Here is a 25730-nt window from a genome sequence, read left to right on the forward strand (position 1 = left end):
CTATTAACACGCGAAAGAAGCTACCCGACATATCAACACTTAATGCGCGGGATCTCTTCCCATCGGGTAGTGGCTCTTTTCGTTAAGAAGTCTCTTTTCATAGCAAAATTTTGTTGAAAGCCCCTAGCGCCAAAATGCATCGTGTTTCTGCCATATCTAGCATTGGTACTATCAAGCACTGCCATTAATGCCGAGTTGTCCGTATTGGGCGTAAATAAATCGTCTTGGCGATATTTTTCGTCGCAAATGTCCAACAGACCCACCCCCACTTTGTAGTAACGCACGCCTGGAATAAACAATTTATTGAGCGCATCAGACGCTGCGTGAATAATATGTCGAGTATCATTGGAAGGAACAGCAAAGCTGGAAAGCGCCGACTGCTTAACATATCTGCTATCGTCATGAGGCGAGTTTGCCGCAAAGAAGGTGGCGCTGTGAGCGAGTGAGTGTTGAGCGCGTAGTTTTTTAGTGGCTATTTCAGCGTGGGTGGCTAACGCTGCTCTCAATTCATCTTGTGTGGTAACTCTCTTTCCAAAACTACGGGTGCTGTAAATTTCTTTTTTAGCGGGTCTTATCTCATCCCACGTCATTCTTAGTTCACCCTGAAGTTCTCTTACTGTATTTTCTAGCACAATAGAAAAATACTTACGCATTTTAGCGGGGGATTGTTGTGACAGTGTATAGGCATTATTAATACCCATGGCAATCAATCGTTTTTCCAAGCGCCCACCAATACCCCATACATCTGCTACTGCCATGCGGGATAATAATGCCTGCTTTTCTTGCTGCGTATTAATAACCGCTGAACCTCGAAAGCCGTCCAGCTTTTTTGCAGCGTGATTAGCTGCTTTAGCAAGGGTTGGAGTGGGGCCAAATCCAACGCCCACGGGAAGCTTTACCTCACGCCAAATAGTTTTTCTTATCTCATAGCCTAGGGCCAGCCATTCGCTATCATGTAGGCGTGGCGAAAAGCGCATAAAAGCTTCATCAATACTGTATTCGTGCAATTCATCACAGAATTGAGACATGACCGAAAACATTTTTGAAGACACATCGGCATAAAGTTCATAGTTAGACGAGCAAACAACAACCCCTGCTTTTTTTGCTTCCTCTTTCACTTGAAAATAGGGTACGAACTTTTTAAACCCTAATCTTTTGGCAATAGGGCAGGCTGCGACCACGCAGCCATCGTTATTGCTCAACACCATAACGGGTTTGTTTCGCAGGTTAGGGTTGTAGATTTTCTCGACCGATGCATACATAGATGTGACATCTACTAGCGCAAACACTACTCACCTCCTAGTCGACGGGAGAGTTTCTTGTGAAGCCTAATGGAGCGCGTTACCACCCCTTCTATTGAAAATTCATCGCCTTCTTTTAAAAAGTAAGGTTTGTACAAGGGTGATGAAGAACGCAAGCAGCCGTGGCGTTTGTCTACACGCTTACAGACGAACTCACCGTTTAAGGTCGCCACAATAATGCACATGTCAGAAATATCTTCAGCTCTTGAGACAATCAGCAGGTCGCCGTCATGAATGCCATCGTCCATCATCGACTTGCCTTGTGCGTAGCCAATGAAGGTAGCAGCAGGTTTATCAATAAGCAGAGAATCTAGACTCAAGCCTAGTTCGGTATATTCTGCAGCAGGCGACTCGAAGCCTACGATGCCCGCTTGTGCTGTAATAGGGATAAATTTAAGCATACACTTCAAAAATACTGTTTATTTATACAGTATTTTAGTGGGTTCATACTCATCAATCAATCTCAGTACAGAAAATACTCGTCTAAATGGCGACTGTAATGACCGGCAAAATGGCAATCGTCATTCAAAGTGAGAATCTCTGTCAGCAGCTTGTAGAGCTGGCGTAGGGAGGCTGATGGTCGTCAGATTTTTTATTTTCATTCGATAAGAGAATTTTTTTCAAAAATCTCATTTTCATAGGTGCTATATCCATTTTACGAGCCTATTAGTGAGTACGAAGCCAAAGTCTAATCGCGGTGATGGCTTTGGAGGAGCTTTATACTTAACAAATAAGTTCGAACATAGCAAAGTAAATTCTGGACGAGCATCACTTCCAATCTAAACGTAAAATTTTTGCATTTGCAGCGGCAAAGCCGAATAAATACCTCGGGCTACATTACGCTAAAACTGGTCATGCAAGGCTAAGCTAAGGGAACTACCGCAATGTACGTATACCGGACCTTCACGACTTAGTTCTCTAGTTTCAACTATGAGCGAATAGCGGACATCATTACCTTTCACTGGTTAAAATTATTAGTCACTAGGTTTATCGTAATTCAAACGGATTGTCATCGTGAACAGATAATCATTTTTCTACTTTGAGAGCTTCTCCAATTTTGCTTAAGCTTTGTTTGTGTTTTTGATTATTATTGTACTCATTTAAACCGAATGCATTATGAAGGCCATCGAAGGCTTTTTCTTTTTAAGTGTTCATCTACATGTTTTCTCAATGACTTAATCTTCGGGTCGGCCTTTTTCCAAAATCGCATAAACACAGGCTCATCGCTTGAATTCCCTAGAGGGTCTTTCTGAAGCGAAAGTATATTTGCTAGTTTTATGACATGGCTGTGATGCTCACCATCAAGGGCGTCATTTACCATTATCTGAGTATCTAAGATTTCTTTTCGAAATTGAACAAATTGCTCAAATCTATTGATGGTATTGTCTGATTTCCATATCACTAATAGGCTCACTAACTCCATCATATGCAATAAAGATGGGCGATATATGGATTCGTATTCCCATAGGCTCATGGATTCGCTGTTGACTTTCGAGTGTCCATCTTTTAAAGCCTTCCAGAGGCTATAGGGGCGATTGGCACCCTGCAATGAACCACGTACACGAGGAAATTTGCGTTTACACAGAACAACAAATAATACACTTAAGTTATTTGCAGCACTGTCAGATAAGCTAGGTATACGATCGATTAGTAAGGGCTTAAGATGTTTAGCGATTGACCATATTTGTTCATTAAATACGTTGTTCGACAAGGTCTCTTTAATGCTAGGAATCGACTCTATTATCTGACCTGTCAACTCCGCTCTTCCTAGCGGTTTTACGTACCAAGGCATGCTTTTTAGTAGTAAGCGGAAAACTTGCTCACACTCATCATTCTTGTAAATTGTATTCTCAAACTCGCGTTTAGCTAATAGTTTGTTGTAATGGACGTTGCATAGGATGGCAGTTCTTAATACGTCGCAAAAGTGATGATGTGGATCATCATAATTTACTTGTGTCTCGATTTTCTTATGAGTGCTTGTAATGCCTCCAAATGTTTCCTCAACCCTCTCATCACTATCTAAACCCTCACACCATGTTTCAACTAAGCTATCTCGTACTGAAAAATCAATCAGATGAAGAGCCGAGGGAATTACTACTATATTTCTTGATTGTTGAAAGTCATCACCGTCAGGGCTACTTTGGTCTAGTTCATAAAATAAGGTCATGAAGGTAGCTGAAGCTTGTTTTGATACTTCGCTATCTAACCCATTGAAAGCAATTATAGTATCCATATGGTAATGGGGACTATTTGAAAGGGATGCGCGTCGAGCGTGGTCCTTCCATTTTTCATTTACGCGAGACAGCTTGAAATTAAGAGTCATTAATTTGAAAAAGCTAGAGCGGTATTTTTTGTTCTCTTTCGACCCAAAGCTATCTCTATGCTTTTTTGGAAATAGTGATAGAACATCTTTGAAAGCCCGATCAGTTTTGAAGCTGTCAGATTCTTGTGACGTTTTGCCGTATTTGAGGCACAAGTATTGGTTAAGATATTGATATTTTAAATCTTCTTTTGGTATTGGAAGGGGGTAGCTTAGTTCAAACGGAGAGATGTAGTTGGCCATCAAATACCTGTCGAAAGAATTGGTTGAGCTGTAACTCATATCTTCTAAAGTTGATTCAGGTAAAAATGCTATATCGTCAATACTCAGAAATTCTGGTTTATCTCCCTTTAGAAGGGCACTATACAGTCGAATATATAATGGAGAATAAGCTTGAGGGCTCGGGATATACTCTTCACTACCACACTTGATAAATAACTCAGTGTAAGCGGTCAAATCATCTTTTTTCATTAAGTTATTCTTTTCCGTCATAGGAAGGTTAGAATAGTAATATTTGTGGCTATTGCAACATTGAGAAAGAGAGCGCTATCAGCCAGATAGTGCTCACACTTATGTTTATCACTTAAGCCAAGGCTGGGCCTCGCCCTCGATGAGTATTAATTCTGCTTCGCACGAAAGACTCATTGAGATTTAGCTTTTTGGCGATTGTATTGACATCGTGACCTTTATCGTAAAGCCCTTGCATAATGCGTTTCTTCTCTACAGGCGATAAGCTCGCAAAGTTAAGTTCGTGAAGGTCATCACTGAAGGTTCTAAAAAAGGACATTATTTACCTCTACTTTCTGGGGGACGTGTGTCCGTTAGTTGAAGGTTCATTTTGTTCTTGTGATGTCAAAAAGGGAGGGGACAGTTGTTTGTTTAAAATCAATGGATAGAATGAATCGTGTTTTTGAGCCAAAGCAAATTTTTTTTCAAGTATCTATTTTAAGTTTCTCGCTCGATACGAGTTTTAAGTCTGGTCGATTCAAAGAGTATGACTTGGCATCGTAAAGTTGTACTATGTTGATGGTAATATATTGAGGTGCGGTCAATGACTTGCGTTTCAATAGGTTAGAAATGTATTAAAAGTAATGCCAGCGCAGACACGACTAGGGATGGTGAGAGTTAAACCCGTATGATTAAAGTTATAGCAGAAAACGGAAGAAATCCTTCTACCTCATCATTGTTCAAAAATAACGATATTATAAAAAAATATAACGGTGTTGTGGTCTATAGTAGAGGTGATTTATTAAGGCTGATTGAGTTATCAGACAGCGGAGTTAGCAAAAAAGTAGAAGTTATTGTTATTAGGCATGGAACAGAAAAAAACATAACAGTTAACAAAGGTCTACTAGGGCTAATTCTTACTGAATCCCTAGAAAATGATTCAGGATTTGTCAAAAAAACATTACTCGATGAAGCCAATACTACAATTAGGAAAGCAAATATTCGTATAGAAAAGTTAAAGAAAGAACTCAATCAAGCGCTATCGAAAGAGCCTAGTTTTAATGATTTAAGCGCATACGATCTTATGGGGATCTACCCTAACTGCGAGATTGATGTTTTGAAACAGAACTATAAAAAACTATCTTTGATATATCACCCAGATCGTTCCAAGTCGCATGTAATGATGAAGATTATCAATAAAGCTTATGAAGAAACGTATACTGAGTTTGCCGTATAACAATCAAAATAAGCCATGCACAATAGCACTGCTTTTTGTTAGCTGAACGTCTGGTTCTCGCTCATTACAGTCGTAGCGAGAGAGGGGCTAGTCTAGCGCCACTTAAACAAACCTTTCAGCTTGTTGAAAAAACGGCGTGATGTCATCATATTTTTCTTCCGCGTTGTAAGCGTATCTAGCTGCCGACACTGCTTTAAAAAAGCGATCCTCTCGTCGCTGTTTTCTAGGTTGGTATTCATAATAAAAGCTTATAAAAGTGACGCTCGATAGCAATTAAATAAGACTTAAAGGAATCTTTGCTGTCCGCTTTATCAACAATTTTCACGAAGTGGCGACACTCTTTAGCAACAGAGTCTTGGTAAAGCATATTCGTGGCCGCCCAAAAAGCCCGCCTGGTTCCATACTGGCCCAATGCTTCTGTAATGAAAGGCATGCCATCAACCCGACTTTGGAGGACATCAGGCCATGCACGGTCAACGAGTAAGTGGTCCTCATGGATGGTTACCTGATAGACAAATTGAATGTTACCGACTTCGTCAGCCCAACAAGGGGGATGATCGAGTCCATTCCCCTCATCACCCAAACGCTGCCGAAGATTGGCATTTTGTCCTTTCAGCATCTGCATATCATCCATGAGACGCTCTGCTAATTCTTCCGGTGTTTCATCTAAAAATTTCTCGTCTTGTGCATCATTTGCGGCCTGAAGAATTTTGACCACATTGATATAATGGTCGAGCTGCTCAGCACCCATCTCTTTTTCAGGTAATTGCGCTTCTAAGTCTTTTTGGCGCTGAATGTAGTTAATCGCCTTCGAAGTATCTTCGGCTAATCCATCAAACACTGCATCGGGCGAAATCATACTAGGCGAATTAACGGCGTCCCTAATCGATAAGGACGTCGCAATTAAGGTATTGTTATCCTGTTGCACTTTATCCAATTGAGCCTCGAGTTGCTCGTTTTCCTGTAAAGCCTCATCTTCTTTAGCTACCAGTTCCCCAATTTTCAGTGCTGCGAACGCTAGCAAAATGAAAAAAAAGATAAATGCAAGTTCTGTCAGCGATGTCTCAATGATGGATTGAGACTTATCGGGAGAAATATTGCTCATTAATCCACTTTTGCCTCAAATTGTTGCAGGGCAGAAGTCAGACTGTTGTAGAGTTCCCTGAGATCTTTTGCAGCAAGCTCGTTCATGGACTTCAGAGACAGAGACGCTTGTTCAACAGCAGATAATGAGGTCTCCATTTTTTGCGACGACGCCGCCAGCACATCATCCTGTAACTCAATATGTTTTTTCGCACTTGCCAATGAAGCAATGAGGCTTTCATTAAGTTCTCTTAAAGTAGCAATAGAACCGCTCTTCTCATCAAACAGCGCAGCTTCCTTTTCCAGCACCTCATGGTGTTTATTCATGATCTTGGCAGCTGATAGCGATACCACTTTCACGTCCTCAATATTGTTGTTTATTTCCCTAATAACCGCTTTTTGAGCCTCAACCTGTTCAATGTATGCCTGCGTCGCATCCGCCATGGCTTGTTTTGATTCTGTGGTCAGACTCTGTAGCTCACCTTTGTTGCCCGCAACCGCCGCAGCGACACTTTCGAGTGAACGATTCAGGACCTCGACCTGCTCTTTTGCACTTTCGCTGAAAATACCAATGAGTTTATCCTGACGTTTCGACATGGAATCTTCGAACGACTCATACTGCGTGACCAATTGCCCATTCACGGCGGCGACTTTGTCCGTAGCGTCCTTATAGCTCACAGAAAGTGCCGAGGTTTCGGAAGAGAATGTTTCCAATGCATTCGTCACCGATTTCTCGACTAAATGCGGATCGACTTTCACCTGATTGATCCGAGAACACAAGTCATTCACTGACATGTCAATTTTTTCACTGATTGCCTTTGTCGTGGTATTCAGTTCATCTCCTGTGTTCTTAAATGCATCCTTTGTATCAAGTGCCGCCTGACCAATATCTGTGGTAATGGCAACAAAATCGCCAGTGACTTTTTCTGTCATCGTGCGAAGTTGGGCTAGAAACCTGTCAATTTCCCGTTCAATTTCACGGTCCAATCTTTCTCGGCGCTCCGTTGACTCCATAGAAAAGGTCGTAGTTACTAAACGTGCGACTAATCCTATGATTGTCGTCGTCATTGCAGCACCGAATGAGCCGATAATATTTGAAATAGAAACGTCTGCGTCACCTAACGACACCAGAGAAGCAGTTAGCGCCACAAGCGTTAAAATAAAGCCAAGGTAATAGTAGCTGTCCCCAATAATGAGGGCAGGAACGTCTACCTCAGCTCGCACAGTCCAAGCGATATAGCCTGACAATACAAGTACAGGCACGGCAATAGCTACCCAAGGTGAACCGATAATCGTGCCAAACGCTATGCCGATACTGCCTACAATAACAGCTGTAATAAACAGCTTTCTGATTGCGTGCTTCTCAATACTTTTTAAACTTAAACCCGAAAGATACTTTGACTGCATGATACTCTCTGTTACTTAACCATCTCGACGTCTTCAACGACGCCATGACTCTGTCTTACCAAATTATCCCAGAACACTATGTGTTTGTTGGTTTGTAACTGCCGATAGGCTGGACGAACCAGGTACATAAACTTCACCGAAACAGCATCCAGATACGGTAACGAGGATTTAAGGTTCGAATTTAAACTGACTTCATTTTCGCTGTAAGAGCTCGTGTAATGTGAAAATAACGAAGAGTGTTGCAGCAGGTCGGACACAACAATTAGCTCTTTAGACGATGCCTTTGAACTCACAAACGCATCGATGGAGACATATTTTATGCCTTCAATAATTGGGGATTGCTCAGCAGTGGGTACGTTCTCCAAGTCACTGAAAAGAGCTGCAACTTTATCAAAGAACTTTTCACGCCAACGCTCCTTTAACCGACGAGGATTGCTGTCAAACGTACTCTTGTCACGTCCATCTCCTGGATTACAAACACTGATTGCAGCCGCAAGTTTTTCTGATGACGCGTTTAGATAGTAAACGTCAAAGCGCTGATATAACTCCGCCGTCTCAACAATCTCATCGAGTTTTTTCTTAAGATAAAAAGATTGATCACGAGACAATGAATCTGTCGTGTCAATCAAGATCGCTGTACGTTTGTAAGACCCATTTACAGGGCAATTGGTCTCTTTATCAAGCACAATTCTGGCGCTAACCTTGCTGAAATACACATAAGCGCATGCTACAAATGCTGTTAAAACCACAAGTAGTAAGAGGATGCCGATAGCATTCTGCTTTTTCTTTTTTTGTCTTCTCCGAGACATTCTATAGCTCCTCGACTTTTTCTTTATAAATCTGAAGCAACTGATTTTTTATCTCAGGTAACCGATTGGCGATTTCATCGCGACGCTTCCTTACCACAGCACGCTTGTCTTCTACCGCGTCAGGATGAAAATCGTGGGCAAATTCAGACTGGGGTTCTAAATCAAAATATGTAGGAGCTTCGTCTTCACGGTTTTGCTTGTTTATCTGGCGATAAGTAAGTACACAACTTTCGAACACCTGTTTGTGCGCAGCGACGAATCTATCCAAAATTGAAATCTGCTGCTTAATAGTTCGATGACTTCGCTCTAATCGGTCTGCTCGCTCCTGACAAATATGAAAATTATCTTCAACCTTTTCCAGATACTCAGTGTGCAGTTCATTCATGGATTTATGCCAACCACCCAGCACCTCAGCTAAATCATCAATGGCATCTCTAAGCTTTCTATCAATTTTTCCAAATTTCGGATAAGCATCATCTGACTTGTAAGCATCAATGATAACGATCGTCGTGAGAAGTAGCCCGATGCCAAAAAGCATCCAAGATGCTGTCTGAGACAATGCAAAGGGGGATTCTATAAACCTCTCTACAGCAAGTGCGTTAGCATTGTCTGGATCGATGGTCAACGCCGTTCTGAATTGGCCTACGAGAAGATTCCACGCCAAGGCGAGGCAAATTAAAACCAGCCCCCCAAACCCAGCAACAATTTTTTTAACATTATCAGCATGATTTAGATATCTGAGACACATTCCGCCGATAAGCCAACCAATCACAAGATTAATTAGAGAGGCAACCAAGGCTTGTCCTGCCCCCCCGAACAATCCAAGATCGTTACCCTCGGCAAAGAACATAGCATTTAAACAAGTTTCACCAAGTACAATAAAACCTGCAATACCATACACAAGCCATTTACTTTCAGGATAATCCGCTTCCCGCCTCAAATTATTTTGGCGTTTGAATTGCTCGAAATCAGTTTCCAAGCGATCAACTTCCGACTTTGCTTGAGTATGTTCAGTCTTATAGGTCGTGAGCTCTACAGCGGATTCTTTCTCGAACGAGTCAGGGAGTTGTAATAGTTGAGACGCTTCAGCCTCGATAGAAATTGATTCAATCGAACTTGCTACAGTGTCATAAGCTTTCTGTGCGCTTAAACTAGCCTGGTGAATCTTTTTTTCTATCGCGCCCTTTATACTTAATTCGGCTGAATCAGGTGATTTGTCAGAACTAAATGGGAGGTTTTTTTTACCATTTCGCTTGGCTATTCCCTCAACATCAAGTTCATCAAGATACTTAGCTTCCTCTGGTGTTTCCCAGTCGATAGGCTCGAATACGCCAATCATTTTTTTATCTTTATTCAGGATCATGCTCTTCTCAATGCTACAAATCTTGATTCAAAACCCCGACACGCAGGAGCAGTTAGCGACTACATCTTGTGGAATCAGCAATGATGATGAGGAAGATGGCTAAGCATGTCTGAGACAAGCCTATACAGCAGACCGGACCATCCATATCCAGCGGGTTGGAGGATAACTTATTGGTATTAATCTACATTATGTTGCTACTCAAAGCTAGATAGTTAATCTCTTCAGTAATCGTTTCGGCCTAACGCGTGCAAAATAAAAAAACAAATCATCTTTATCGTGGTCCCAATGACACGATAAGAACCTATGATTCATAGGGGGCATCATGTGCATTGAGTATGATTTTGAAAATATTTATAAAAAAGTTATTAAACGGAATCCGTAAACTTCATTGACTATAGATGCGGTATTGGACGACGATATTCTAAAGAATTCCCCTTACTTATTGTGAACACCATTATAAATATCAAAATTGTAGGTTACACGTATTATCATCTTTCATATTTAGCACATTTTTCAATGTGATAACAGTTTATAACTAGTTGTTCCCAAGCTCCCATAGGTAAATTATAATGAAATGAAGCAATAATGCGCAGTAAGCATTTGTCTACGGTCGTCGCAATACCCCTATATTTATCTGCCTGCCCCCCCCGCATCAATTATTGAAAATTCTAATAACTCGATAGTATCGGGCGACCTAAGGCATCTGAAGGCTATATAGCCAAGGTTTTTTCAACAAAGCTGAGAACAAAGATCTGTCTAGTAAAGTCTGGTCGATTCAGTGATTGTTTTATGTTTTCACTTCAGCCTCGCACTCGCGGGGCCTTTTTATGAATAGATCTAAAGGATATGAATTATTTTTTCTTTGGATACGGACGTGTTTATAGGGAGAAGATATGCTGTTGGAAAATCAAAATGAAGGAAACATAAAAATGACATTACCAAAAAGTACCCCGACAGAATTCTGCAAAGCTTTCATTCAACGAGAACTGGAAAGTTACCAATGTGAGCAACCAATTTGGATGAGTTACTTGCCTATCTTGGAGCGAATGATTGAACGTGCAGAAGAGTTAAAACGCCCTTTCAGCGAGTTAATTGATAGATTTGGTTACGCTGACAAATTTGAAGGTTATCCACCTGAGAATTCCTACATATGGCTCATACTCGAACATATCTGGTTTAGTGCAGATTTCAGTAAAAATGATGTTATGAAAGCACGAAGTGACTTTAAGGAGCTAAATGAGCTTGGGGAAGATATTGTTGAATTGGCATCTGTGCTTGCATCTAAGCTCCGTAAACGAGCAGAACTTTTCGAAACTAGTGGCTTCTCTAAGCCAGAATATCAGTTTATTGGCGGCTTATTTGATATGGCTAGCGAGGACAATTATTTATATGAATCTCACGTATCAGAAAAACTGAAGTCACTGACTTATCAATACGATCTGAAATACTGGCCGAGCCTTGCCGACTTGGTATCAGCCATAGGACAGTTCGAAGAAGCGCAACCTTATCCCACGCATTGTCAATTTTCAGAGCATGTAATTAATGGGCGGCAATCTGACTTTAAAGACTATGTAATCGCGTTTGACGAAAAGTTTGATGAGATAAATGATTTACCAACTAACTTTCGATTTAGTAATGAAGCAATGGCAGACATCATTAATGTTGTCCTTGATTTACCAGACACCAAAATTGCAACAGGTGAAGCAATCAGAGTTATAAGAAATCGCTACAGAAACAAAGCAAAATGAAAAAAGCAACAAATATAGTTGTGGCAGTCGCTAAACAATATCTCTATTGCCTTAACCCCAGGATTGCTACTCTAAATTGGCAAGCTCATTAATACTGCCTCCCAATTAGGGTACTCTTCATTGCCAAATTGAATTAATTTCCCCTCAAAGAATTCTTGGCCTCTACCGCTGGCGTGGTCGTCAATTAAAATATCGCCTTTGAGTAAGCCTTTATGACTGCATATTATTAGGTTGTGGGTCATTTCGTAACCAAATTTATCTTCGACCCAAAGCCTTTTTTCTGTGTAAGACAAAGGGTTTTTCGTTGATGGTGCGGTAAGTATGTAGACTTCAACGTTCGTATTTTTTCTTAGAAGTTCTACTGCTGCTAAAGCGCCATCCATTGGTTCTAAGCTTCGAAAAAAGCCAGGTACACTTTGCGGGAAAGCATTGTCAGGATTTTTCTGTTTGTGCACTTTGATCTTTGAAGAGTAATCACACAACACATCGTCCATGTCGATAAAAACCGTCAGCATGTCGTTTACTCCGAACTTATTGAAGGCCCAAAATTATGGGCAAACAGTTTACTTGAACGATAGCTTTTTTTCGCGTTGTTATCATTAGTGAGGTCGAAAGTAGGTCTTCTTAGCTTGATAATGTGGTGCTTTTTTCAATTGCAATACTCACCTTTCAGGAAAGAAAGAGCGTTCAAGTATAGAAACTGAGGTCAATAGTTGTCGATTCACAATAGTGAAAAAAAGCATTATTAGTGACAATATCCGACACTATGGTGCAAAAAAGCAATATTATGGCGAGGCAGAACAGATAAAATTCCCTATGCTTACGCTTAAAAAATACGTATCCGCAACGCGATACTGGTTTATTTTCCTCTCTTTTTATCGAGATAATAAACCACTATAAATTCTTTTTTATTATTACCAGTTAGCTATAACGACCCGTTTGTTACATGGATCTGTACAGTTTCAATGTCTGTTCCAGCCTCATCATCCGCTTGGCTCAGATGAAATTTATTGGGGGTTCTAATAAAAATGCGCAATGGCTCAGGAAGTCCGGAATATAAGACTTTTAAACTATCAATTGCTTGGCGTTGTTATCACGTTTAAAAAATAAGGTCGTCGGAACATCCGCCAAAACCGTCAGAACTTTTTAGAAACTCGTCGGGTATTTTTGGAACGGGAAGCAGGTATCGGGATAGAGTGCATACTACCAATTTACATCATGATTCTTGGTGTTCTATTTATCGCTCACAAAGGCTCTCAAAAGTACGTAAAGCGGACGCCGAATTTAAGTAGCATCACTAGTAATAAAAAGCGAACTTCGTATCTTCACTTTCGTAAGCTTTTATTATCACTTATCGTCCAAAACGGGCGTTCAAGCATCTCTACATATACAGGTTCAGAGTGAGCTTTTATTTTTTCTTCACAATACGCTAATAGAGCCTTTTTTTGTGCTTATCAAGTATGAAGCGAGAAGCACTTTCTCATTATTCGAAACTGCTTCTCGCTTCACAAATCAAAATCTGACAATGCTTAAGCATTGAGATTTTTAGTGCGCGACAGCTCATGAATTTTAAAACTTTTAAAAACTAGCTCGCCGCTTTTTGTTGAGCTTTCTAATACGTGACTGCCGACTTGCTAACTCTTCGTCAGAAAGTGGCGGTTTTTCAATAGTTACTCCGTCGATTTCGCACACAACCGTAGTGTTGTATTTTCGCGCTTGTCGACGAACTTCAAACATCGCGTCGAAGCACGCATCTTCTGCTGCTTTCTGTATTCTTTCAGCTTCTTCTTATTGCATGACAAGATGCCCTCAATTCAAACTGGTCGAATTCGACCAGTTTAAGTACCGAGGTTACAGCCAGCCAGATATTATCAAAAAATGTCTTTGTTTTTATAAACAAAGTAAAAAGCGCCAGCAGGAAACCCACGAGACCAAAAATAACTAAGTAGGGAGCAAAGCTAATGAGCCCCATATTATTCATCACTCATCTGACTTAGGATGTTTTGCAGCATACAAACATCCTAAAATCATGATTGCGAGTGGTAATAAAAAAATCAGTTCTTCAACAAACATACTCAATCCTCTCTCTACTATAAAAGCTCAGGATGTTTTGCAATATAAAGCATCGCTAAAGTAATCCCCGCCACACACGACGCCATGGGCGATATTGTTAGAAGCGCACGCAATGCGTCGCTCTTGATTAACGAGGTGTCGAAAACGTTAGTCAGAGCGTGCATCAAAAAAATCGGAACAATGCCCAACAGCGCAAACGCAAACGCGAACGCAAAAACGAAAATGTGCTTGAGCTTAGTTTTGCTTGGCATAACTCATTTCTTCTCCGATCGATACTTTATACTGCCACTCGCCTCGTTGCGACTAGGTGCATGAACTGACAACAATGAGAGTCATCTATGCGTCAGTATCTTTGTGCACTATGTAATTTTAGCGATTCTTCTCTCAAATAGCGAATGAGCGTAGAATGTTTCGGGGGATATCACTAAGAGAAGGTAAAAAATGTACTTTAATATCGATACCGCTATTTTCATCATTTCAGGCCTTGGAATATTAGCTGTTCTTTTGCCAATGATTTACTCTAAAAGGGATAAGATTCAGAAATGGGTAAAACGACACATTGATTAAGTTCTTCAGTGGGTGGTTCCATTTTGGAACCAGCTGAATCACGATTTTGCGGTTGAATAATTATGCAGTAGCCTTTTTCCTGGTTCGCTCCGCTCAACTGGCAAGAGCCTCAAAAATGCATGCAAACATGCAATATTGAGACAAAATCGGGGGGGAACTGAGTGCGTGTAACATCGTTAACGTTAAATACTTTTCTTCTTCGAGTCTCAACAGCACTGAGTCCGCTAAGTACATGCCTCTGACGCTGTGTGGTTGAAAAGTACGTGAACCGGACGTTGACTCAATAAGGTTTCAATGGCGTCAATGAACGAATTGCGAAAGTTCGCTCAAACACGTTTTTGGACAGAATCGACTCAGATTATTTATTAACCCCAAGTCATACTCTTTGGGTAACCTTTATTTATTTGGGCGCAGCGAACTAGACTCTTGGTACAAGCTTTAACGGCACTGTTTAAGAAACTGCTCTATAGCTCTTTTTTGCCAACAAGTCCCCAGAGTTGAGCAAGATCAACATCATCACTGGCAGGTCGGCTTTCTTTTGTTTCGATGTAATCTACCTGCAATACAATCGGTAAATCAAAAGCAGTACCAGTGACAACACATGCACCTTTAGATAGGTTCGGTATCAAACTTTTAGACATTCGATCTAGCGTGCTAATCGTATTGTCTATCAGAAACAGGTCCTTATCATTGACAAGCCTATGAATAAAGAAGTTGTGAAGCTGAGACATTATCGTTGGTGAAATGTCTGCTGGTCTTTGACTTGATAGTGTCAGGTACATTCCAAACTTGCGCCCCTCTTTAATGATCTCTTCGAACATCTCCAGTCTGTAATCTTTCCAGATCTCGTGCTCACGATTTGACTGTTGCGACAGAATGTTATGTGCTTCATCAATAATGAAGTGCAAAGTATTTTGAGGGTGCGCACCGACATTATCTCTGTGTTCTTGATAAAACATCTTCGCCAGCAGCAAAGGCACAATTTTCTTAGTTGCTTGATTACATCCTCTCAATGAAACTACATTAAGTAGCCTGTACTCATCATTCACATTTTCTTTGATGATAAATATTTTTCTTAGATCATTCACAGCACTTTCAACTCTCTTTAAAAGAGGTTGAATATGTTCAAATTGGATATTCCCGTAAGATAAATCTCTAAGTAACTGAACGTTAATCCTTACGATAAGCTCATCTAGTGCGTCAATTTTCGATATGTCTAAAGCGTTTAATATTGGTCTAAGGTTGCGTTCAAAATCCTCCTTAGTATCGAAAAAGTCCCAGTTTTTTGCTCCTGCAATTTTGCACGCGAACTTTGATTTATTATCATACCAAAATATATTGTTTAACTTATCTTTAAGAGGTGCGTTGGTAACGTGCTCTGTGATTACTCTAAGATGAACCAAAGAGTCTCTATTTTGCGCTGAATTAACAAAACATAAATAAAATGTACCTATAATATAGTCTTTTAAGTCTTCAGCACTTTTTTTATCTTTCTTTCTGCGTTCAATAACTCGGTTGATGAATGGAGTTTGGGTATTGGAAGTTGCCTGAAACAGTAGAGCTAATATTTCTGTGTTCCAAAGCTGCTCACTAGCTAACGGTAACTTTTCACCCTCTTTTTTACCCGTACTTAGGTTGAATGACTTTTTGTTATCAGGTTTTTTGATAAGCTGGTTACCAGTGTATTCACCATTAAAATCAATCAATAGAAACTGACTTTTATCTTTCAGCTTTTCTTCAAAGTTAGAAAATAACTCCGCATACAGCTTTGTGAGCGTGTTTGATTTACCACTACCAGTGTTGCCGAAAATACCAACGTGGCTATTAAAAATCCTGTTCCAAGGTAATGATACAGGTAACTCCTCTTTCAACATTTTTCCTATGTTGAATATACCATCTGTTCCCTGACTGAAAATACTGGTCACTTGGCTATCGTTGAGCAGATAAGCTTTATCTTTTATCATCGGCATTAATTTGATGCCGTCTTTAAACTTACTCTGCTCAAAGTAACCGATGGGCTTAGCTTCTACTTTACGGATATATTGAATTTTCTCGTCTTCTAGTTCAAAACGTTTTTCATCAAGATATTCACCTTCAACAATACAAACAATGAGATAAAAGCCGCGCTTAATGCCAATATATTCACGTATAGCAACCCCCTTGTACTTCTTTCCATCGTGAAACATAGTTTCTAAGCTTGACTCATCAAAGATGCGCAGAGTGACCTGAGTACCACGAACCGCAATGACTTCACCGACATTAATGCTCATTTAATAGTCATCCCTAAGCAAGTCAGCATTGAATACCGCTTTGTTGAACTTAGTGAAGTCTAATTTTTCACCGTCAAAGTTTATTAGTGTGACGTTCTTATAACCACTAAAGTATCCATGCATAGTTTCATGCTCTTTGTCATTAAAGCAACAAACGAATACTTGTAGTTTGTGGTTAGACAGTGAACGTTTAACCAAGTTACGGATGTGCTCGTCAGCGAACGAAAAGGCGAAACTAATTAAAATCGAATTTTTCTCTTCCAAATGATAACTGAGCAAGCGAAGCATTTGATAATAATGCTCCTCGAATACAGTTTCATGAAACTTCCACTTAGTGGGGTTAACAATAGGGAGTTCATTGTAAGAATTCCAAAAGGCAGATCGGATGCCTTCATTAATTTCCACCTTAAGGTCGAGTAAATCTTGTGTTGTTTTGGTTTCATCATTTAGAATTTCAGTTAGCTGCTTAAGGCTTTCGCGAGCTTCTTCTGGAATTGCCACGGCAGTATCAAGGAAATTATATTCCACCTTGATAGTGTCCTTTAATTTACGCCAATAAGCAGAGCCATGTAGATTGATAAAGTTGATTTGTGGTATGTCAGATGAGTTTCGTCCGAATACCCCTGATTGACAAACGTAATTATTGAAGTTGCGTGCTGATAGGGTTCTTTCGAGAAAGCCACTTGTTCCGTCATTGATGTTGAATTCAAGATTCCCCTTCTTTATCATCTTGTCTGCAACTAATGGCACACAGCCATCGTAGTTAGTAGTGAAAAGGTTACAACGTCTTTGAAAGTCACTTTTCTGTTGTAACAGTCTTACGATAGAATCGATAAAAATTTCATAATTTTCGATAGCCTCTTTTCTTAGTTCTATCTTTTCACAGACCTTACACTGATCGTCGTTCGTACATTCTTCATCATGAGGAATATAGATGTCGCCAAGCTGAAACTTACATACGGGCTCGATAATGTTTTCGTAGTAGTACATAAACAGCAAAGCGTGATGACTCTTATACGGCTCACCAAGCTGATCTAGCTTAGTTGCGAGTGTTTCAATCGTTTCGTTCTTTTTTTCATCATCAGAGTCTTTGAGGGGCAGCCATAGAGTTGGAAATAGATCACTGGAAGCTCCGGCACCGATAAGAAAGTTAAGTTTGTGTTGGTAGATTTCGTTTAAAGGTATAGCTGCCATTGAGACTCGTTACTGAATTGATGAACTTGTTGTTTAATAGTAAATCTATTAGATAAATTCAGTCAAAGAGTTGCGTGAATATATGGTGCATATTTCCGATGGAACACGGAATGCGGCAAAAGTGAGTTAGAGCCGAACGTCTGAAAATGGCACAAGGCGGTCGGTTTTAACAACTTGAACGTTTGCTTTTGGCTCTAGATTTAAGAGGTTAACGCGAAATGTTGGATAAATCTCTATCTTGGTAGCTCATAGTTAACGTTGTTTTAGAGCATTCAATTGATTGACAATTCGCTTTCGACCTCTTGTATTTAGTTCTTTTAATTTTTGTAGTGTAAAATTGGGCTTTAACACTATTTCATGTTCCTTTGCATCTCCATCGAACAACACTTGTGAATCATCTATTTCCATTAGGAATATAGGCCTTGACTGAAGTATGGTTTCGGACATGCAAGATGAATAGTAATAGGTGTTTAGACCGTCAATTTCTCTTGCCCAAGAGCAACCTAAATTCTTTTCAGACTCACCTTTTCTGCCTATTTTAAACAAGGTTAAAGATTGATTTTGAGGTATGTAGTTTTGGGGAAACTTTGACAAATCAAAGCGAAAACACTCATAGCTCCCAGATATTACAGGTGAGGTATATAACTCTATTAGTGACCTGCTTTTTTCTCTACCTTCCAATATATCGATTATGTCTTCCTTGTGGACAGTCAGAAACATAAGCAATACTTCCAATCGATCGCCATTTTCATCTGTGTAGAAACTCTTATTGTAATCTTTCTTAGACGTTAAAACTCTATCGATATATTCCAGTTCCTTAGGACTAAGATAAACGCTTATCAAGTAATCAACATCGATTCCGATGGTACAAAGCAATGTAGTTAAGTATTGATTCAAAATAAATGTACCTTATAAAAAATGGGGCCCTCAATGCCAAAGCACTACCCATTAGACGTCTCTTGCCGAAAAGCTAGACCTGCGAAACTATCCCTATATTGTCGCTCTTCTCTTATGACTAAAACTACCTTTAAAAATATTCCCAAAGTTATTCATCCGCTTCAATTTAGGCTCTTTCTGCGAACATTTAATTAGCCCCAATGTATAATGTCTTACTGGGAACTAAATTTCATGTTCACAATGTCTTCCTCACCTACAGAATTACCTACCACGACTAAAACAATAAATCCGCTCATCAGTGTGACTGGTATTGGAGCACCTTGTAGCTGGTACATGTAAAATTTAAGGGCGAGAAGCAGACCACATATTACCTGCTCCCAATCTTCCCTCATACAAGATGCTTACTTCCGTTCTTCCCTCTTAATATTAGCTTCAATGCTTTTAATCCTATCTCTAATGAATGTCAGATTATTCAATGTTACGAACAACTCTTCTTGATTGTAATGGCCCAATTCGCTTTCGGATTGCAACCTAGTAAAACGAGCAGAAAATTCAGCTTCGCTTTCCTTGGCGTCTTCCAGCTGTCGCTTCCAGGCAAGCACTTTTGTTGACTGTTTCACCTCTTTTTGTTGCAGCATTCGTTCTATCACTCTATTTCCTTAATGATGTTTGTCGGAAGTAAATTTCAAATTTCAACTAAGAGCTTAAGAATATAAAGACCTTAATCAAGTCTTTTTTAAATTTATTTTTTTCTTTTCTTATCAGAGGGTTGGGTCTCGCGGGGGCGCGTATTTTAATGATTGAAATCGTAATTTCAATAAGAAAAAAGAATTTTTATTAAAAAATATTTTTTTGGACGATAGATATTTTTGAATAAATTTAAAGCACCGTGGTGTGCTCTAAGTAGAGGGGCGGAATCAACCAGACTTCTCTAGACATTTAATAATTGCGAATAGTTAGAGATAAGTTTGTCATGTGACACTTCAATGACGGAAAAATGCTTTGCGTTGATATCACGTTTGATAGGATATCTTAATTTGCCTCAACGTTATTGCAATGTCCGTCACACTCACTTAGTTAACCCCGTTTTTGTCTCAACATTATATGTTGAGTTATACTTTTGAGCCATTTGCCAAGTAATTGAAGTGAACTAGACGAAAGACTAAGAAATAATTATTCAATCACAAAATGTTGATGCAGCTGCTTCCGCTTTGGAACCAGCCACACCCACTGAGCAACATGCATTATGTGCATATTGCTCTTATCAGATCAGATGTTGTGATTATTGCAACAACTGTTGCAATAATCACAATCGCCTCTTTTCAATTGCCTCAATTTCATTAAGCTATACTCATGCTGTGCATTTGAGAGCGTTATGATGACTTCGTATTTTCTTTATACAAACGCCGCTTTGGCTCTGTTGGTGGCATTGGCGTACCCATTTAACGGAGAAGGGGATGGATAACATTCAATTTTTTGCGCTCGCTGGCTCAATAGTGACGTTCGGTATAGTTATCGTTGCGATTTGTCTCGCCAAATATCAGGCCAAACGCAAGTATTAGCTAACAGAGATGAATTATGAAAAAGCAGAACTAAACTCAAACATATTTTTGTTTTTGCTTAGGGTGGGTGTTGTTCCGCTAATTCTTGTGCACGTCATGACGAACGTGGGCGACACAATGTCAATCAAAAGTGATGCGGTGCGTGCAATGCTGCTGGTATCCTCAATGGGCAGCTGTGTAGGGGGATCCCTATAGCGGTGTTACACGTTGTACGACATCCTGAAATTTTATGAATCACAGCAGAGAGAGTATTGATTGTGTTTATCGAAGAATTTATTTTTTACTGCCACTCGCAATTATGTTTTTAGGCTGTTTGTATGCTGCAAAACACCCTACACCAGATGAGTGATGAATATGGAACTCGTTAGCTTTGTCCCATATCTCGTGATTATCGCGTTGCTTTTGTTTGTCTTAGCTGCGTTCTATGTCGTCTATAAAAAACCTGACATATTTTAAGACGAAAGGCTTTTGAACGAAATTCAGCTATAGGACTTTTCAAATCGCACCTTTGTTTTTAGTTTCACTAATAGTGCCATGTATTCAGCCAATCAGATTAGCAATATTAATTCTCAATGTTGAGGGAATCGCTTTTTTCTCGAACAGTTGGGGAATTGTGTTTGCTAGAAGTGTTCGCGGTATAGACAACAATTTCACCGCATCTTCAACCGTAACGATGAACTCATCAATGTTGCTATGAGGCGTCGTATGACAGTGTACACGCTCTGTTGCCCCATCCACCCACTGCTCTACAGGCCAACTAGCCTTTAAATGTCGAGTCAAAAGACGTAACGGGAAGAGCTGATACGTTATCGGTAAGGAAGAAAAAGGACTTGCGTTACCCATCAATTGCTCGACAAAAGCTTGGAACTTAAGCTTGTCTGTAAGCAATTCCCAGCCCCGTATCAGCGTGTCGGGTAGATTCGTAAATTGGGGATATGATTGATGTGGTAGGTAAGTTGAAAAAGGGTTAGATAAAAATAAATCTGCAAGTAAACAGTCGCATATTTCATCGATGAATAGCTCTGCTATCTCTGCATTAATAGGCGTGCTGGTTAACTGCTTAGCGCAATACACATTTGTACATGTATTACTCAACAGTGCGACAGACCACTGCAACTTTTCACCACAGTGATGGCACACGTCAATCAATGTGAGTTGGTGCCTATCGCAATAAAGATATCCTATAGAGCACCACGCTTTCTTCAAGTAGCCTGTATCATTAATACATTGAGGGCACACTCTGGGTGATTCAGTATCGGTACAGGTAAAGAGAGCCGAGTGCTTTACGTTAGGTTTAATATTGAGGTTAGGCTCAGGTAGCGGAATAAGCTCACTTAAGCAGTTACGCTGCTTATTGCTCAACTTCCCTTTTGTTACCGCATCAAAACTCTTTGCATCCATCCAATCATAAGGGCTGGTAAACCCATTGCGAGCGGTTATTCGAAGTATGAGGCTGATGAAGCTCTCATCAACTATTTGTGATGGCAGAACAGACAGCACTATTGGAACTCTCTGGAATCGAGTAACGCTATGACGTCATCATCGCTGAGCATATCGGTATTAAAAGGATTGAAGGCTGATGAGTTGATACTAGCCAAATAGGCCTCTTCGAGCTTTTTATGAAAATAGGGCTGTTCGATTATTTGAGCGACGGAAAACAATTTATTTAGTAGTCCGATTCTTCCGTCCGTTGCTATATGTAGCCTATTCAACAATTGCTTATCTTCTAGGCTGAACGAGGAAAATTTATACTTTTCAGAAAAGTAGTTGCAGCACGCTAACCAGCATTGGCATCTAGAGGGAATAATGTTGAGCTTTTGTTCTGCCATAAAGCGTCTAGACAGTTGCTCTTCACCCTTGAGTCTTTCCGTTGACTTTCCATACCGGAGTCTCAGTAGCCTCCCTGCGACAGGCGTGCCCAACATCAGCAGGGATATATCCGGATTGTTATCGAGAAGGGCGGCAATTTGCTTCGCCATGCGCTGACTGGTGATGCCATCAATATCAGTTAGGCACTCTTGCACTTCATCTATGATGATGAGCTCTACTTTGTGCTCCCGTAATAAGACTGAAAGCCTGTCTTGAACGATATGTGCTTTATTGACGTTATTTCCCACAACATTCGTAAATGCCTTCACAATTTGTAGGAGCAAATCTACCGCCGTTCGCGTCTCTGTTAGCTTAACATACACGACAGGACGTATTTTTAATTGTGGAGTGTTAATCGACGGGTAATGACTCAGATACGAGCTGGCGAAATAAGACTTTCCTGTGCCGCTCAATCCCGTTATGAGCAGAGAGTAATTTGCATCAAAGCGCTTGTGATGAACGCGCTCAAGAAGCGCAGCACACCGATTAAGTGATGGATGGTCGAACATCTTACTCATCCCACTGCATAGTTTGTTGCTCAGCTCGCAAATCCGTATTGACACGGCGAGACGTTTCGGAACTCTCTTTAATTGCTTCCTGTTTAATGGGGGGCCGGTTTTGTTTAAGGGGTCTATGCGCATACCTCTTATTACTCTCGCTAATCCTATCCGTAACCGATAACCCCTTTGACGCATTTTTCTTGGCGGACTCGACCTCCATCCCGCTTCTTTGGCGTCTCGATTTCTGATTAACTAAACGCTTAATTTTTCGGGTTGCGATGTCTCGTCGCCTCGGTAGTCCGTCTGTTACTGCATTAAGTTCATCAAATGAAATAGGGACTGCAAGTTCATCTTCTGATAACGCTCGATTTTCCACTTTTTGGATGGTTTGGGGTGTGTCCGAACCGCCGAATCTAGCGATAACTGTAACCCAACGTGCATCATCAGGATCATATTTTACTATCACTGACATAGCTTGGTTAGGATTTAGCGTTTTTGCGTCTAAATAACATTGCTTGAGACGCACGTCGGCAAAAACTTGCTTGTTGACTTGCACTGTTCCGCGCTCCATCAACTTTGGCTGGGCCTCAAGATAGTGACAGGCAATGAAGAGTTGTTCTTTATTAACTGGGATCGGCGGTTGCTTCTCTATTGATTCGTTCCACACTTGCTGTGGCGTTTTTCCATGCAATCCCGAGTGAGGTTGATTAACGTAATCTACTAAGAAGTCGTGGAGTAAATCGCCAAATTCCTTTACCTCCAATCTAGCCGCTTTTTTTATCGTCTCATCGGAAGGTGGTTTGGTTTTCTTGGTCGTGCGCTTGCCCTTGTAACCAGGGACACCAATGATAACTTCTCCGTTAGGCCCTTCAAAAGGCGAGCCTTCAAAAAACTCCTTTCGTAATGTACCGATGAACGACTCCACAAAAGGCTTGCGCCATGGTTCATTGGAAGGCGCTTTAATTAGTTCAGCCCCGACCCGTTGGGCGATTTGTTTTAAGGCTTCTGATTTGTAGCCTGAACCATTATCAACCACGATTTTGGCGGGGACACCGTGTGCGGACAATTCGCTACTTGTTTTTTCAAATATCCGTTTGAATGAGCGAACGGTGCCCTCGGTGTCTTCGTTCGTCCCTAGCTCAAATGTTACACTGACTGGGTAGCGTGAATAGCAATCAATGGCGATGTACATACTCACATTCCCACTCGGGATACCATTTTCATCAATCAGTGCTAAGTTAAGCGACACCCTGTCCATCTCTACGCGTTCTAGTACACGCCTCGTCACAATTTTTTTGCATAGCGTTCTCAGGGCTTTTTTTATGGCGCTATAGTTACCAGAGTTCAAGATAACTTCAAATTCGTTAAATTCGCTGACTCGACGCGTAAACGTAGAGAGGCTGAGCAAGGTTATCGCATCGTTTTGCATGCGCGTTTCTCGCACCGCTTTTTCATACAACCGATAGCCTGCGGCAACATTCTCAACACCACTTTTTACCCAGTGGTTAGTGGCGAACGTATTGAGAAAGAGTTCACTAGGTTCATCTATCCGTTTCGGTTGGCTTTTTCGCTCGATAACCGAATTTTCTAAAATAAAATCCGCCTCTTTGTAAGCTTTCCACCATTTGGCGATGGTCGAATGCCCAAACTTACTGAGGCCAATATGGTATTTGTCGTGGACAATCTGCTTTAACCTATTAAGGGTCGCAGCCGTTGTAGGCCCCGCCCCTTGTTTTACAAGCACTTGCAACTCTTCAATATAGGGACGTCTTTTCTCTATTTCTTTTTTCTGTGAGCGCGAGAGTGCGCGAATATCGTGCTGCAAAGAATACTGAGGGGTGAAAGCGCCACTCTCTACCTGCTCATCCAGAGCTTCTTTGGAGAGGTGCAAGCCTAAATCACCAGGTGAGTGAGGGCGGGGGGTAAGCAATACTTGCAGGCCATCGTAGTAAGCCAGGCTAAACGAGCGACGTTCTTGGTCGTAATAAATGTCACCGATGACAGGTTGATGCAACATATTAAGGCCTCATCAACATTGAGTCTGCACTGAAAGGTTTAGATACATCAAAATGGTAGTGCTGCTTAGCCACAAGCGCCCAGGCATGCGCTCTTGTAGTGCCACTTATTTTTCCCATTGCTTTTTCAAGCATTGATAAAGTCAATCGCTTGGGAAGGCGATTAATTTCGTCAATTAAAGCCGTGGTATCAATATCTCGATACTGCCTAAGTAGTTCATAGTTCTCAGACTCAACCTTATTAAAGTCCTCCTCACTAATGAGTACCAAATCAAGCCGAGTCGTCTCGTATATGACGAGCTTTCGTTTCTTATGCTTTAGGAAAAAGTCATCATCCATATACGAAGAATTTTTGACCTCGACGTACTCTGCGAGGCCTGACTTGTATTGAACCAGAAAGTCTGGGGTATAGCGTTTGCCAAAGACGGAAAAGTGTTCGGGTTGCGTACTGTAACACTCAACTGATTCATCGAACTCACAGTGCAGGGCGAACCTGCGCTCTAGAAATGACTCGCACCACATGTGGCAACCATTCTTTTCACTGAAGAAATTAATAGTATGTTTTGAACGGTGCTTGCTGTGCTTTCTTCTACCAATCATATTTCACCCAAAAATTTTCGACGATTTCTTGGCCCTTTTTTCATCCGTGTCTATGATTAAAGGTTGGCTTCGTGAAAAGCGCAAGTTCTACTTATCCTTGCAGAGCGGGTCTGGAAAAGAGTTTATTACAACTTACAGCCCGTAGCTGGTCTAACCAGTCAGCTGTATGAATTTTGAACGATCGTGGTTATTTTATGTGCTAACATTCAACGGGTTAGATTTTTTGAGATGTGAAATTAAAAAAATAAAAGTGAATCTTTAGGGAAGAATTAGAGTAGATTAAGTGTTCTTTCTCAAGTTATATTCAAATTTATATTCAGTTGTACATAAAAAGGAATTTAAAATATTTTTGATATTAAAATCAAAAAATTAAGAGTGTTGAGTTTACACTTTTAAGTAATTATTTTTTTTGGATTTTGATTTTATTGATTTTGCCAGTGATGAGTTACCACTTTACGGCGCGAGTCG

General features: G+C 40.6%; 19 protein-coding genes. 2 read left to right on the forward strand and 17 right to left on the reverse strand.

The window, feature by feature from the left end; genetic code table 11:
• Positions 1-32 precede the first annotated feature (32 nt).
• The 4 genes from ALT761_RS04470 to ALT761_RS04485 all read right to left on the reverse strand — a co-directional run bounded on the left by ALT761_RS04470 (position 33) and on the right by ALT761_RS04485 (position 4408).
• A complete protein-coding gene (locus ALT761_RS04470) occupies positions 33-1289 on the reverse strand; it encodes a Y-family DNA polymerase (protein WP_129736886.1) in 1257 nt (418 codons plus the stop codon).
• On the reverse strand, positions 1289-1702 hold the full coding sequence (locus tag ALT761_RS04475) for a LexA family protein (RefSeq protein ID WP_013785200.1): 414 nt from the start codon (positions 1700-1702) through the stop codon (positions 1289-1291). The genes ALT761_RS04470 and ALT761_RS04475 overlap by 1 nt, the downstream gene beginning before the upstream one ends.
• A gap of 713 nt (positions 1703-2415) precedes the next feature.
• Entirely contained in the window at positions 2416-4092 is a 1677-nt protein-coding gene (locus ALT761_RS04480) for a hypothetical protein (RefSeq protein ID WP_129736888.1), read from the reverse strand.
• Positions 4093-4204: 112 nt separating this feature from the next.
• Complete coding sequence (locus ALT761_RS04485) at positions 4205-4408, reverse strand: hypothetical protein (RefSeq protein ID WP_129736889.1); 204 nt, start codon at positions 4406-4408, stop codon at positions 4205-4207.
• 348 nt (positions 4409-4756) lie between these two features.
• Here ALT761_RS04485 and ALT761_RS04490 point away from each other — a divergent pair, with 348 nt between their 5' ends.
• Positions 4757-5305, forward strand: a complete 549-nt coding sequence (locus ALT761_RS04490) for a J domain-containing protein (RefSeq protein WP_129736891.1) — start codon at positions 4757-4759, stop codon at positions 5303-5305.
• Between the two features lie 235 nt (positions 5306-5540).
• On the opposite strand, the gene ALT761_RS04495 is transcribed toward ALT761_RS04490, so the two are convergent.
• The 4 genes from ALT761_RS04495 to ALT761_RS04510 are packed head-to-tail and all read right to left on the reverse strand — an operon-like array spanning position 5541 to position 9967.
• Positions 5541-6410: a hypothetical protein gene (locus ALT761_RS04495; protein WP_129736893.1), complete on the reverse strand. Its 870-nt coding sequence runs from the start codon at positions 6408-6410 to the stop codon at positions 5541-5543.
• Positions 6410-7795, reverse strand: coding sequence for a hypothetical protein (locus ALT761_RS04500; RefSeq protein ID WP_129736895.1), 1386 nt, complete (start codon positions 7793-7795; stop codon positions 6410-6412). Before ALT761_RS04500 ends, ALT761_RS04495 begins: the two co-directional genes overlap by 1 nt.
• A gap of 11 nt (positions 7796-7806) precedes the next feature.
• Positions 7807-8604, reverse strand: a complete 798-nt coding sequence (locus ALT761_RS04505) for a hypothetical protein (protein WP_129736897.1) — start codon at positions 8602-8604, stop codon at positions 7807-7809.
• A 1-nt stretch (position 8605) separates the two neighbouring features.
• Complete coding sequence (locus tag ALT761_RS04510) at positions 8606-9967, reverse strand: hypothetical protein (RefSeq protein WP_129736899.1); 1362 nt, start codon at positions 9965-9967, stop codon at positions 8606-8608.
• An 893-nt stretch (positions 9968-10860) separates the two neighbouring features.
• On the opposite strand from ALT761_RS04510, the gene ALT761_RS04515 reads away from it, so the two are divergent.
• Positions 10861-11715 (forward strand): hypothetical protein, encoded by an 855-nt coding sequence (locus ALT761_RS04515; protein WP_232043533.1) that lies wholly within the window; start codon positions 10861-10863, stop codon positions 11713-11715.
• 71 nt (positions 11716-11786) lie between these two features.
• Here the strand turns inward: ALT761_RS04515 and ALT761_RS04520 are convergent, their stop codons facing one another.
• From ALT761_RS04520 to ALT761_RS04560, 9 genes are all read right to left on the reverse strand, one after another.
• On the reverse strand, positions 11787-12230 hold the full coding sequence (locus ALT761_RS04520; RefSeq protein WP_197724985.1) for a 5' nucleotidase, NT5C type: 444 nt from the start codon (positions 12228-12230) through the stop codon (positions 11787-11789).
• Between the two features lie 2589 nt (positions 12231-14819).
• Positions 14820-16625, reverse strand: coding sequence for an ATP-binding protein (locus tag ALT761_RS04525; protein WP_129736901.1), 1806 nt, complete (start codon positions 16623-16625; stop codon positions 14820-14822).
• A complete protein-coding gene (locus tag ALT761_RS04530; protein WP_129736903.1) occupies positions 16626-17819 on the reverse strand; it encodes a hypothetical protein in 1194 nt (397 codons plus the stop codon).
• Positions 17820-18071: 252 nt separating this feature from the next.
• On the reverse strand, positions 18072-18716 hold the full coding sequence (locus tag ALT761_RS04535; protein WP_197724986.1) for a hypothetical protein: 645 nt from the start codon (positions 18714-18716) through the stop codon (positions 18072-18074).
• A gap of 401 nt (positions 18717-19117) precedes the next feature.
• Positions 19118-19366 (reverse strand): hypothetical protein, encoded by a 249-nt coding sequence (locus tag ALT761_RS04540; protein WP_129736905.1) that lies wholly within the window; start codon positions 19364-19366, stop codon positions 19118-19120.
• A 1452-nt stretch (positions 19367-20818) separates the two neighbouring features.
• Positions 20819-21778, reverse strand: coding sequence for a TniQ family protein (locus ALT761_RS04545; protein ID WP_172602847.1), 960 nt, complete (start codon positions 21776-21778; stop codon positions 20819-20821).
• A complete protein-coding gene (locus ALT761_RS04550) occupies positions 21778-22665 on the reverse strand; it encodes a TniB family NTP-binding protein (RefSeq protein WP_331903089.1) in 888 nt (295 codons plus the stop codon). The genes ALT761_RS04545 and ALT761_RS04550 overlap by 1 nt, the downstream gene beginning before the upstream one ends.
• Complete coding sequence (locus tag ALT761_RS04555) at positions 22658-24664, reverse strand: DDE-type integrase/transposase/recombinase (protein ID WP_129736911.1); 2007 nt, start codon at positions 24662-24664, stop codon at positions 22658-22660. Before ALT761_RS04555 ends, ALT761_RS04550 begins: the two co-directional genes overlap by 8 nt.
• Position 24665: 1 nt before the next feature.
• A complete protein-coding gene (locus ALT761_RS04560; RefSeq protein WP_129736913.1) occupies positions 24666-25262 on the reverse strand; it encodes a hypothetical protein in 597 nt (198 codons plus the stop codon).
• Between the last annotated feature and the right edge of the window lie 468 nt (positions 25263-25730).

The sequence above is a fragment of the Alteromonas sp. 76-1 genome (assembly GCF_900654235.1).
Classification (GTDB): domain Bacteria; phylum Pseudomonadota; class Gammaproteobacteria; order Enterobacterales; family Alteromonadaceae; genus Alteromonas; species Alteromonas naphthalenivorans.

Bases quoted from the DNA above. Each gene is read 5' to 3' on its own strand.
- ALT761_RS04475 (WP_013785200.1), bottom strand. From the start codon at position 1,702: ATGCTTAAATTTATCCCTATTACAGCACAAGCGGGCATCGTAGGCTTC.
- ALT761_RS04500 (WP_129736895.1), bottom strand. From the start codon at position 7,795: ATGCAGTCAAAGTATCTTTCGGGTTTAAGTTTAAAAAGTATTGAGAAG.
- ALT761_RS04550 (WP_331903089.1), bottom strand. From the start codon at position 22,665: ATGAGTAAGATGTTCGACCATCCATCACTTAATCGGTGTGCTGCGCTT.
- ALT761_RS04490 (WP_129736891.1), top strand. From the start codon at position 4,757: ATGATTAAAGTTATAGCAGAAAACGGAAGAAATCCTTCTACCTCATCA.
- ALT761_RS04525 (WP_129736901.1), bottom strand. From the start codon at position 16,625: ATGAGCATTAATGTCGGTGAAGTCATTGCGGTTCGTGGTACTCAGGTC.
- ALT761_RS04515 (WP_232043533.1), top strand. From the start codon at position 10,861: ATGCTGTTGGAAAATCAAAATGAAGGAAACATAAAAATGACATTACCA.
- ALT761_RS04560 (WP_129736913.1), bottom strand. From the start codon at position 25,262: ATGATTGGTAGAAGAAAGCACAGCAAGCACCGTTCAAAACATACTATT.
- ALT761_RS04510 (WP_129736899.1), bottom strand. From the start codon at position 9,967: ATGATCCTGAATAAAGATAAAAAAATGATTGGCGTATTCGAGCCTATC.
- ALT761_RS04555 (WP_129736911.1), bottom strand. From the start codon at position 24,664: ATGTTGCATCAACCTGTCATCGGTGACATTTATTACGACCAAGAACGT.
- ALT761_RS04520 (WP_197724985.1), bottom strand. From the start codon at position 12,230: ATGCTGACGGTTTTTATCGACATGGACGATGTGTTGTGTGATTACTCT.
- ALT761_RS04485 (WP_129736889.1), bottom strand. From the start codon at position 4,408: ATGTCCTTTTTTAGAACCTTCAGTGATGACCTTCACGAACTTAACTTT.
- ALT761_RS04480 (WP_129736888.1), bottom strand. From the start codon at position 4,092: ATGAAAAAAGATGATTTGACCGCTTACACTGAGTTATTTATCAAGTGT.
- ALT761_RS04495 (WP_129736893.1), bottom strand. From the start codon at position 6,410: ATGAGCAATATTTCTCCCGATAAGTCTCAATCCATCATTGAGACATCG.
- ALT761_RS04530 (WP_129736903.1), bottom strand. From the start codon at position 17,819: ATGGCAGCTATACCTTTAAACGAAATCTACCAACACAAACTTAACTTT.
- ALT761_RS04505 (WP_129736897.1), bottom strand. From the start codon at position 8,604: ATGTCTCGGAGAAGACAAAAAAAGAAAAAGCAGAATGCTATCGGCATC.